10 protein-coding genes are annotated in these 10782 nt (G+C 64.0%); 4 read left to right on the top strand and 6 right to left on the bottom strand.

What is annotated here, in order from left to right; all coding sequences use genetic code 11:
- Positions 1 to 559: 559 nt before the first annotated feature.
- From CXQ97_RS18305 to CXQ97_RS19680, 4 genes are all read right to left on the bottom strand, one after another.
- A complete protein-coding gene (locus CXQ97_RS18305; protein WP_104182323.1) occupies positions 560 to 823 on the bottom strand; it encodes a hypothetical protein in 264 nt (87 codons plus the stop codon).
- Positions 824 to 850: 27 nt separating this feature from the next.
- Positions 851 to 1780, bottom strand: a complete 930-nt coding sequence (locus tag CXQ97_RS18300) for an SDR family oxidoreductase (RefSeq protein WP_104182322.1) — start codon at positions 1778 to 1780, stop codon at positions 851 to 853.
- 132 nt (positions 1781 to 1912) lie between these two features.
- Positions 1913 to 2752 carry a helix-turn-helix transcriptional regulator gene (locus CXQ97_RS18295; RefSeq protein ID WP_104182321.1) on the bottom strand — a complete coding sequence of 280 codons (840 nt, stop codon included), beginning with the start codon at positions 2750 to 2752 and terminating at the stop codon, positions 1913 to 1915.
- On the bottom strand, positions 2749 to 3342 hold the full coding sequence (locus CXQ97_RS19680) for a VanZ family protein (protein WP_146069723.1): 594 nt from the start codon (positions 3340 to 3342) through the stop codon (positions 2749 to 2751). Before CXQ97_RS19680 ends, CXQ97_RS18295 begins: the two co-directional genes overlap by 4 nt.
- Positions 3343 to 3413: 71 nt before the next feature.
- Between CXQ97_RS19680 and CXQ97_RS18290 the strand changes: the two genes are divergently transcribed.
- The 3 genes from CXQ97_RS18290 to CXQ97_RS18280 all read left to right on the top strand — a co-directional run bounded on the left by CXQ97_RS18290 (position 3414) and on the right by CXQ97_RS18280 (position 6476).
- Positions 3414 to 4358, top strand: a complete 945-nt coding sequence (locus tag CXQ97_RS18290) for a carotenoid biosynthesis protein (protein WP_104182320.1) — start codon at positions 3414 to 3416, stop codon at positions 4356 to 4358.
- Positions 4359 to 4435: 77 nt separating this feature from the next.
- Positions 4436 to 5062, top strand: a complete 627-nt coding sequence (locus tag CXQ97_RS18285) for a TetR/AcrR family transcriptional regulator (protein ID WP_181035150.1) — start codon at positions 4436 to 4438, stop codon at positions 5060 to 5062.
- 313 nt (positions 5063 to 5375) lie between these two features.
- The gene (locus CXQ97_RS18280; protein WP_104182318.1) at positions 5376 to 6476 is read left to right on the top strand and encodes an SDR family NAD(P)-dependent oxidoreductase; all 1101 of its coding nucleotides are present in this window, start codon (positions 5376 to 5378) and stop codon (positions 6474 to 6476) included.
- A gap of 485 nt (positions 6477 to 6961) precedes the next feature.
- Here CXQ97_RS18280 and CXQ97_RS18275 read toward each other — a convergent pair whose 3' ends face one another.
- On the bottom strand, positions 6962 to 8296 hold the full coding sequence (locus CXQ97_RS18275) for an NtaA/DmoA family FMN-dependent monooxygenase (protein ID WP_104182317.1): 1335 nt from the start codon (positions 8294 to 8296) through the stop codon (positions 6962 to 6964).
- A gap of 124 nt (positions 8297 to 8420) precedes the next feature.
- Here CXQ97_RS18275 and CXQ97_RS18270 point away from each other — a divergent pair, with 124 nt between their 5' ends.
- Positions 8421 to 8813, top strand: coding sequence for a MerR family transcriptional regulator (locus CXQ97_RS18270; protein ID WP_104182316.1), 393 nt, complete (start codon positions 8421 to 8423; stop codon positions 8811 to 8813).
- Positions 8814 to 8973: 160 nt separating this feature from the next.
- Here CXQ97_RS18270 and CXQ97_RS18265 read toward each other — a convergent pair whose 3' ends face one another.
- Positions 8974 to 10362 (bottom strand): DHA2 family efflux MFS transporter permease subunit, encoded by a 1389-nt coding sequence (locus CXQ97_RS18265; RefSeq protein ID WP_306740264.1) that lies wholly within the window; start codon positions 10360 to 10362, stop codon positions 8974 to 8976.
- Between the last annotated feature and the right edge of the window lie 420 nt (positions 10363 to 10782).

Below are 10782 nucleotides of genomic sequence, written 5' to 3'. Positions count from 1 at the left end.
CCGAACGACCGTCAGCGAAGAGGTCCACCGGGACTTCCTCGAAGACATCCACACCCTGGGGCGGGTGTAGTTGCCAGGGGTTCGTGTATGACGCGCGGTTCGCACGATATCGCCCTCGACTTCCGCAACGGCCGCCCCCCGGGATGCGGCCGAATGCTAGCTATGGTCAGCAGGTAGCTGACCGCGGCGACCGGGCTCCGTCCAAAGCCTCGCCACCCCCTGCACCTCGGTCCGAGCCGCCTGAGACCTGGCCTATGTCGACGAACGCTGACGAACGCCGGGAATGCCCCCGTTGCGCCCTGTGAAGGTACAGCAGATCGAATACCTATTGAAAGGGTCGACGACTCGCCGGCTATTGCGGCATCAGCGATAGTTTGCGCCATGCCCTTCCGCGTTCGACGACCAAGCGTGCGATCCGTCCCAACGGATCCCGCCTTGAACTGTGAGGATGAATCGAATCGTGTGGCGGCTTGAGCCGTTCGTCGCTTGAGTTCACCGAGGGCTTTGCGCAGGAACCGCTGCTGGTCCTTCTCGTACTTCTGCAAGGTCTTGATTGCTGCTAGGTGTCGATGTGGGCAGCAGACTCAGGATTGAGTATGCCGGGCTTGCTGACGTCGCCGCGCACGCAGCAGGTGGCGGATCCTGACTGGATTACCAGGATTACCAGGATTACCAGGGGACGTCTGATGGTCGCCGAGATCGGATCGAGCCCGCCATCGAACATGGTCATGACGGCGCCGGAGAGCGCGGGCAGTGCGACGACATCGACTCGTCCGGCGCGGGTGCGGAGGTCCAGGTGCTCATCGGCACGATCGAAGATCACGTTTGTTCTCGACCACGGGCATCTGCGTCAGTGATCGGCCCGTATGCCGACGAGCTGCTCGGATACTTCCCAGATGCGACGCGCGTCGTCCATGTCGCGCAGGGGCGTCCAGAACTCCTGCAGTGCCGGCGGCCCACCGGCGGTGCGCTGAGGCCCGAAGAACTGATCCCCTCCGTATTCAGGGTCGGTCGCCGCCATGAGTGCAGGCAACGCCGCGCTGTCCGGGGTGCCGGCGAGACCGATCTGCGAGAGGAAGCCGATGAGACGGCGCGCCGGGGGCATTTTATCGCGGCCCATAGCAGGCTGTGCGGCCAGTAGATTCGTCGGCGAGATGCCGGGGTGTGAGAGGTTGCTGCTGATCCCCCACCCGTTCGCGCGACTCCTGGCCTCGAGTTCACGGGCGAAGAGGCCGACGGCGATCTTCGACCCGGAGTAAGCCTTCATGACGTCGTAGCTCTGTTCGTAGTTCAAGTCATCCCAGTTCATCACGCCCTTCCGGGCGGCCACGCTCGTCTGGTGGGTGACACGGGCGCGGCCTTCACGCAGGAGCGGCAGCAGCCCGAGAGTGAGGGCGAAGTGGCCAAGGTGGTTCGTGCCCCACTGCAGCTCAAATCCGTCACGGGTTACCTGCCGGGTGGGTGGTTGCATGACGCCGGCGTTGTTGATCAGGATGTTGACCGGGCGTCCCTCGCTGGAAAGGGTGGTGACAAGTCCTGCTACGGAGCTCAGCGACGACAGGTCCAGGGACCGGGTGCTGATCCTGGCACCATCGACGGCGGCGCGGATACGCTCTGCTGCCGCGTCGCCTTTGACGTGGTTGCGGACGGGCATGATGACCTCCGCGCCGGCCCCGGCCAGCCGTTTCGCGATGACGCTGCCGATACCGTCGCTCGCGCCGGTGACGACGGCGAGTTTTCCGGCCAGGTCGGGGATGGTGAGGTCGTAGGCGCGAGGCATGAGAGGTTCCTTCGTTCGAGGGGTCAGGTCACCGGATTCGGTGCCTGATCTCATGGTTCACCGGTTGCTCCGCCACATCTAGGACCTGTCAATCCACGGATAACCAAACAGTGGCTGCTGAGTTGGCGGCGGTCAGGAGTTGATGATCTGCGAGCCGATGACCGAGAGCAGTTGAAGTTTCTCGTGGCTGTCGCTGCCGGGTACGGCCGTGTAGACGAGGAGGCGATGGGACTGGTCCGGATCGAGCAGAGTCTGGCAGTTCAGATCCAGCCGGCCCACTGTGGGGTGGAGGAAGCGTTTGATCTCGGGTGGTTGCACGCCGACTTCCTGGGTGTCCCAGACGCTGCGGAAGTCAGCATTGTCCTGGAGGAGGGCAGCGAGCTTCGCTGCCCTCGAGCTTGGTCCGCGGAGGGCGATGAGCTGACGCAGGCCCGAGGCGTAGACGCGAGACAGCTGCTCGCGTTCCTCGGGTGGGTAGGGTTCCCTGGCTTTCGGGTCGGTGAACCACCGGTATCCGATGCTCCGAACGGGACCGGTGCGTTGCGAGGCGTCACCGAAGAGGGCCAGACCGAGCGGTGTCTGCCGGAGGGTGTCCCCAACCTCGGTGATGATTTCTGCGGGAGTGTCTGTGAGCCGGTCGAGGATCCGTAGCAGTCCCGGGCCCACGAACTCACTGGCCGTTCCGCGCAGGGGTGGGGTATGTCCGGCGAGGTGGAAAAGATGGTCACGCTCGCCCAGGGTCAGATGCAAACCCTGGGCGATTGAGGCGATCATCTGCTCCGAGGGGTGCGGCCCGGTGCCGCGTTCGAGGCGGCCGTAGTAGTCGCTGGACATGTGGCACAGTCCGGCCACTTCCTCTCTTCGCAGGCCGTTCGTCCGCCGCCGCTGACCCCGCATCAGGCCGACGTCCTCGGGCTGCAGCGATTCACGACGATGTCGAAGAAACGAGCCCAGACCTTCACGATCAATCATTCTGTACCTCCATCAGGTGAGACCTTCTGTCTACCGTGTGCATCGTCTGCCATCCACGGCCTGTCAGACCACCCCTTCGATGAGGGCACCGGTGCGCGGTGTCCCTGGAGGTTGCTGCGGCGGAGTTTCTGCCGATGCCGGAGAACCATCACGACCACAACGCCCACGAGCGCGCCCACCGCGTTCGCCGCAAGGTCGCGGGGATGCGAGATCCGCATGAGCGGAATCTGTGCGAGCTCGATGGCGACAGTGAGCACCAGAGGACCCACCATGCCCGTGATGCCCCGCTTGATCAGTCCTGCAGTAACACCAACGGGAACGAACATCAGCACGTTGAGGGCAACCTCCAGAGGCCGACCTTCAGTCCACGCAGACCCATCAAGCCACGCCCCGGGGTCCAAGATCCCAAGCGCTTCCTCGGATCCAGCAGACGCCCACGGGATCGGCCTCAAGGTCACCCAGAGCACTGCACCGGTGTAGAGAGCCCCTGATACGACTGCAGCCCTCCTGGACCTCCTTCGCACGGAGGACCCGACACCTGAACGCAGTCCACGGCATACAGCGATCGAGAGCCTCTTGTCATTTTTCATGACACAATGTAATTATCGTTCTGACACGTTGTCAATAAATACTTCCTCAGCTTACGAAGGAGTCGATTCCCATGCCTGCAACAGTCGGCGAAACAGTGCGTGACGTAGCCCAACCCATCAGCCGGAGACCTGAAGGACACCCTGGTGGAAGGATCCGCCAGTCGCTGGGATGGATCGCGGTAGCGGGAGCTGCTGCCGCCGCGATCATCATCCCGCTGGCCGGACTCCTTGCAGCCGCGCAGGCAGTGTCTCTGTGCGCGCTGGCCCTGGCCGTCGTTCAGGGCCCCCGCCGGTACGGATGGAAGCTCTTCCTTGCCTTCTTCGCGACCTGCTTCGTCATCAGCAACTTCTGGGAAAACCTCAGCATCATCACGGGGTTCCCGTTCGGGAACTACTACTACACACTCATGCCACAGCTGTTCTACGTTCCCGTGATCGTCGGCGTCATCTACTTCGGCATCGGCTGGGTCAGCTGGATGACGACCAACGCGGTCCTTGATCGTGCCGACGAGCGCCTGGACCTCCGCACACGGGCTGGCCGGGTCAATGTCATTGCCCTGCCCGCACTTTCCGGTGCTGTCATGACGATGTTCGACGTCGGAGCGGATTCGCTGATCTCGACCGTACGAAGCATCTGGATCTGGGAGGACGGCGGAGGGGTCTTCGGCGTCCCCTTCACGAACTATCTTGGATGGTGGTTCGTCACCTGGACCTTCTTCCAGGTCTTTACTTTGATGCTCGCCGCACGCCAAACACGGCGCCCCGCCCGGCCGGCGAGGCCGCTTCGCCAGGTGTCCCACCTCCAGCCCGTCCTGACCTACGCGATGTTCACGGTGGTCTCCATGACGACTTTCATCGCCGGCGGTGGACCGCAGACGGTCGTGGACCCAAGTGGCGCTTCCTGGGACACGGCAGCGCTCAATGAGACACTGATGATCATCGACATCTTCAGCGTGGTCCCGGTTGCACTGTTCGCGATCGCCAAGATCGCCAGAGGAGACCTGAAGCGGGCCTAGCGCCGGAGGCCCGCACAATGAACGATCCGAGTGCGTGCCTGCCTTGCCCGCCAGGTAAGTATCGGAGAGGGAGCGTAGTGCCGAAGATTTCCGCTGCGACGATCGCCGAACACAAGCTCCACACCTGGGGCTTGCTGCTCGACGCCGTCGACGCACTCATCCTCGAGCGTCCCTTCGAGGCGATCTCGATGCGCGACGTCGCCCAGCGGTCAGGGGTCGCCCGGACCGCGATCTACAACTATGCGCCCGATACCGTCACTCTGCTGATCGAAGCGGCGAAGCGGGGCAGCGCCCAGGTGGACGAAGCGGTTGCCCGTCGAGCCGACAACACGTCACTCTCGCCCGCTGAACGCCTACACGAGATCGTGGTTGTCCTGCTCACCGAACACGCCCAGAGCACGCGCGCGTTCATCGCGATGCAGACAATAGAGCGCACCCTTCAGCAGGACCGCGTCACAGACGCCGTCATCCCGTTCCGTGACCAAATCGGCAATCGAATCAACGACGTCGTACGGGCGGGTGTCGAAGCAGGAGAATTCGCGCCAGTAGAAGACCCCGCACTGACCCGGGCGCTCATGGTCGGAGTGATGCAGGCAGCGCTGCGCGTACTCAGCGGGGCACACGTCATAGGAAAAGCGGACGCGGAAATCGTTTCGCGCTTCCTGATCAATGCCCTCAGCCGCTCGCCCGAGTCTCTCCCCTAGCTCCTTCTTCAACTCGGGCTCGACCCGTCGGCTCCATCATCAGGCGTTGGGGTCTGCAGGGTTCCCATCAGCCCTCTGATCCATCTGTCACCATCCTCCGTCCAGGCTGATGAAAGCAGTAACGGCTCCCATTGCGATCAACACCGCCGGGGCTCCTCTGCGCTGCCGATGACGGAGCGGGAGCGTTCGCAGTACAAGCACAAACACGAACCGCCCCCTGGGCAGTCATGCGGATAATCCTTCGCGAGCAGAACCTGACCGATCGCTGAATTCCGCCGATCCGCGAAAGATTCCCACGAGAAAGGAAACGATCATGGTCCCCAACAACAGATCCTCATCAGACCGACCCGCCAAGGACAACGGCTCAGCGGAACAACGCCGACGTCCATCCCGCCGTTCGCTGTTCGCCATGGCCGCCGTCGGTGTCGCAGCCGGCACCGTTGGCTTCGGCGCGGCCCGCATCACAGCCCCCGGCGCCGAATTACCGGACTGGACAGCCGCAGACATGCCGTCCCTGGTCGGCAGACGTGCAATCGTGACGGGGGCCAATGGCTACCCCGACGAGGGGCGAAGCGGGCTGGGCTATCACCAAGCACTCGCCCTGGCAACGGCCGGCGCAAACGTGACGATTGCATCTCGCAACCGCGAGCGAGGCGAAGAAGCAATCCGCAGGATCCGCGCCGAAGCCCCGGAAGCAGACCTCCACTTCGAGACCCTTGACCTCACCGATCTCGGATCCATCAACCTTTTCGTACGACGGGTGGAGGATTCAGGGCAGAACCTTGACCTGCTGGTGAACAACGCGGGCGTGCAGGGACGCCTTCAGCGCGAAGAATCCCAGGACGGCTCAGAGCGGGTCTTCGCCACCAACGCACGCGGGCCATTCGCCCTATCAGCGCAATTGCGACCACTCCTTCAGGAGGCGGATGCGCCGCGTATCGTCTGGACTTCGAGCCCGCGCGTCGGATCCATTGACTTCGACGACCTGCAGAAGGAACGTACCTACGACTACGGGCAAGCGTACGACGACACGAAGCTCGGAAATCTCCTTATGGCTTTCGAGTGCGAACGCCGCAGTAAAGTCGGCGGCTGGGGGATCACCAGCATTGCAGTGCATCCCGGTGTCTGCAGGACGAACATCGTCGTGAATGGACCAGGCCTCGATTCGCCGGAAGGCCGGCGCTTCCGGTTCGTACCACCCCTATGGCAGGACCCTGCAATCGGGGCCCTCCCAGCTCTCTACGCTGCCACGTCACCACAGGCCTCCGGCGGAGCCTACTACGGACCCAAGCAACTGCGGGGCCTGAACGGGCTACCAGGGTTCGCCATCGTTCCCGACAGCGCTCAGGACGTCGAACTCGCCTCCAGGTACTGGACAGTGATGGAAGACCTTGCGTCCGTATCATTCAGCTGAGTAGCGAAGTGTGCTCTATGGAACATCGCACGTGACAGGGTGATCTCCTCATTCACACGAGCAGGAGACATTGCGTGTCCCTACCGATTTCATGGGTCATGGGACCGACCGTGCTCGAGCAGGAATTGGCGCTTCGCCACGACCGCCGACAGTCAATCCCAGGTCTACTGATATCGGGACCGCATATCGTAGGCCAATTGCCTGCGACCTGTTGAGCGGTTGCCCCGATCTGTGGTTCGTGGGTTTCCCGTCGGTTGTCCCGGCGGCGGAGGACGAGGTATGCGCCGAGGGCAGCAAGGGCCAGGGCGACATCGGCGGGCAGGAAGAAAATGCTGGAGAAAGCCCAGGGGTTTGGTCAACACCCCGTGGAAGAGCGCATATACCAGTGCCGGTGCGAGAAGCGCGTACCGGGCGGGGAGGGCGACGCCGCGGATCGATGTTGTTGGTGGTGTCACTGGTGGGTGTGATGCACGTGCTGGATGTGGTCATAGTGTCGGGTTCGCGAGGCGGGGATCGAGGCCGTACTGGGCCGGTGCGCCGAGGTGATCGCGGAGTGTGGTGCCGTCGTAGTCGTGGTGGTAGACGCCGCGTTCCTGCAGGATGGGGACGACCTCGTCGACGAAGGTGTCGATGCCGTCCTCGTTGATGTCGATGGAGACCCAGAACCCGTCGCAGGCGCCGGCGTCGAACCATTCCTGCATGTGATCCGCGGTCACTGATGCTTCACCGACGGGGGTGGGGTGGTAGTCGATGACGCCGTGGGCGAGGATGTCGCGGATGGTCCATCCCTCGCGTGCGACCTCCAGTGCCCGGGGGGATCGGGGGTCGAACGGGCTCGGGGACGCAGCCGCCAACTGCTGAGCGGTCAGGGGTTCGTCGAGCTGATCTGGACTGAGCTGAAGGTTCAACATCGAGCCGAGGTAGGGCACACGAGATCCTGCCGTGAGCTCGGCGAGCTGCACGCGTCGGTCAAGGGCGGCACGTGTGGTCCTGCCGATGGCGGGCATGACCCCGGCGAAGAACTTGATCTCGTCCGGGTTCCGTCCTGCCTTCGCTGCGGCGTCACGGTAGGCCTGGCGCTGGGCGCGGGCGTCGTCGATGGTGAACGTGGCGCCGATGACGCCGCTGGCGTAGCGGCCCGCGATCTCGAGTCCGTTCGCGCCTCCTCCAGCGGAGAAGATGACGGGCTGTCCCTGCTCGGATGGCGGAATGGGCAGCGGCCCGCGGGAGGCGACATGCCCGCCCTGCATGTTGATGGGCTGGATCTTGTCGGGGTGGGCGAACCGTCCGGTCTTCTGGTCCTTGACCCACGCGTCTTGCTCCCAGCTGCCCCAGAGGGCCTGGGCGATCTGGATGGTCTCGTGGGCGCGCTGGTAGCGGTCCGGACGGGATGCCAGGGCCTGGCCGAAGTTCGCTGCAGCGGCGGGGTCGCTGGTGGTGACCGCGTTCCATCCGGCACGTCCGTGGCTCATCACGTCGAGGGCCTTGAACTGACGGGCGAGGTTGAAGGGCTCGGTGAAGCTCGTGGAACCGGTGGCGACGAGGCCGATGCGTTCGGTGGCCCGGGCGATCGCCGCAAGCGTCATCATCGGCTCCAGCGTCATTGAGGGCGCCTCGTGGTCCACGTCGGCCTGCAGGCCGGGGAAGTCGGGGAGGAACAGGAAGGCGAACTTCCCGCGCTCGGCGGCTCGGGCGTAGCGGACCTGCGCGTCGAAGCTGGTGTAGTTCGCCGGGTCCACGCCTGGCGCGCGCCAGGCCGAACCCTGCGATCCGTACCCGTTACCCAGGTGCATCCCCAGGATCATCTGCGGCTTCGTCATTGCATCTCCTCGTACTGCTGTTTCCTGGTGCAGGTGTGTGCTGCGCTTGTAGGGTTTTGTCTAGTCTCAACGTTGCCATTAGTGTGAATGTCAAGCGGGTCGGTCATCGGAGTTCGGAGGTCATATGCGTATCGGTGAGTTGGCGAAGAAGACCGAGGTTCCTGCCCGGATGCTTCGGTACTACGAGGAGCAAGGCCTCATCTCACCTCGTCGTCTGGATAACGGGTACCGGACGTATGACGACTACCTGGTCGACCGGGTGCGGAAGATCCGCGGGCTGGTTGATTCCGGAATCCCGACGCGGATCATCTCGAACATCCTGCCGTGCCTGGATCAGCCGCAAACCATCGTCGTGAAGAACGCCGAGCCGGGGTTGCGGGAGCTGCTGGTGACGGAGCGGGATCGCATGTCGGAGAAGATCGATTTCCTCATCCACAACCGTGATTCGATCACCCGGTACATCGAAGCCATCGACCTTGCTGCGAGCCCTGCACACCGAACAGCGCGGGCCAGCTAGCCGCATGTGTGGCATCGCTTCTAGCTCCGAAACCCTAGGTGGCCGGAGGTAACGGTCCGGAGGAGTCCCGCTGGAACGCCCGGCTCCTACTTTTCCGGCACCTAAGCGCCCTCAACCCGAGCAACGGCGGCGTACTGCGGCTGCCATGGTCGGCCAGGTTTCAGACGTCGTCCGCGGTACCGGGGGCCTTGCTGACGAAGAGGGTGCCGATGACGGCGCCGAGGGCGAGGATCGCGGCGACGGTGAAGGCGGCCTGTCCGGCGTCGATGCTCTGAGCGGCGCTGAGGGCGCCGGTCTGGGTGGCGTTGGCTCCGATGGTGAAGGCGGAGATGAGGATCGCCCCTCCCGCGGCGCCGGCAAGCTGCTGGACGGTGGAGAACGCGGCGGTGCCGTGCGGGTAGAGCTCGGTTGGTAGTGAACCCAGGGCCGAGGTGGTCATGGGTGCCCACATCAGGGCCTGCGTTCCGGTCATGACGAGGTAGACGCCCAGGACCAGCCACACACTGGTGTTCTCATCGATGGTGGTCAGGAACCAGATGGTTGCCACCCACACGATCGAGCCTGGGATGGCCAGGGGCTTGGGCCCGACCTTGTCGTAGATGCGCCCGCCGAGTGCGGAGACGATCGCGATCATTGCCCCTCCGGGGAAGAGGAACAGGCCCATCTGCAGGGTGTCCAGGCCGAGGACCGCTGTCAGGATCAGCGGCAGGACCAGGACCACGCCGAATCCGTTCATTGCGACGAACGTCATCACGACCGTCGGCATGACGTACTGGCGGGAGGAGAAGATCCGCATGTCCAGGAACGCGTCCCCATGCCTCTGCAGCTTCACCTGCCGGTGGACGAACGCGGCCACACCGGCCAGGCCGATCAGGATCGGGACATAGGGGGCGACAGGTGCATGCCCGGAGACCGATTCCCCGATGGATGCCAGACCGAAGACCAGACCGCCGAACCCGACGACGGACAGCAGCAGGGACACCACGTCCAGGCTCACCCGCTCGGGTGTGGTGATGTTCCGCAGCTTCAGCGCGCCCAGCACCAGCGTCACCACGACGATGGGCAGCATCAGGATGAACAGCCACCGCCAGGGAAGCTGGGACAGGATCACTCCCGAGACCGCCGGCCCGACCGCGGGTGCGATAGCGGGTACCGCGGTCACCAGGGCCATCATCCTGCCGCGCCGCGAGGCCGGCACCAGGCGCATCGTCGTGGTGATCAGCAGTGGGACGAAGACCGCCGTACCGATGGCCTGAATGATCCGGCCGGCGAAGAGCACGCCGAAGCCCGGGGCGATCGCGGCGATGACCGTACCGACAAGGAACAGTGACATCGAGCCCAGGAAGATCCCGCGCGTGGTGAAACGACGCATCACGAACCCCGTCGCCGGAATCAGAACCGCCAGCGTGAGCAGGTACCCGGTGGTCAGCCACTGGCCCGTCGTCGGTGTGATGTCCAGGTCCGTGATCAGCGTCGGCAGGGCGACGCCGAGCATCATCTCGTTCAGCAGGACCACGAAGGCCGAGACCATCAGTAAACCGATGATCATCGCGCTACCCGGTGCCATCCGGTCGCCCGGCGCAGGGGCCTGGGTACTGCCGGCTGCCCTTGGGGGAGCGGTTTCAAGGGTGGACTCGTGCGGGCCAGATGCCGCCATGGGGCTCTCCTGCTAGTGGAATGAGTTCGACGACGGGACCTGTCCCGACCGTCCTGAGCAAGGGCGTGACTCCGCGCACGACATCGTCCTCGAGCAGGACGGGCGGCAATCAGGGCTCACAGATCAATCGTGCAACCTTCTCACTAGTGGCAAGGTCAAGGCGTGGGAGCCGATGTGACGAATCACACGACAGGGGCGCCGACGACCGCGGGCCATCCACTTGACCTTGACACTATTGGAAGGTTGGACACTTGAGGTGATCACTCGACCCACGGAAGGACTCCCATGAAGATCGGCATTCTCGGCGCAGGA

It is taken from the genome of Arthrobacter sp. B0490 (assembly GCF_002929355.1).
Taxonomy (GTDB): Bacteria; Actinomycetota; Actinomycetes; order Actinomycetales; family Micrococcaceae; genus Arthrobacter_D.
Note: the sequence above shows the minus strand (reverse complement) of the source record. Positions and strands in the feature narration are given on the sequence as shown.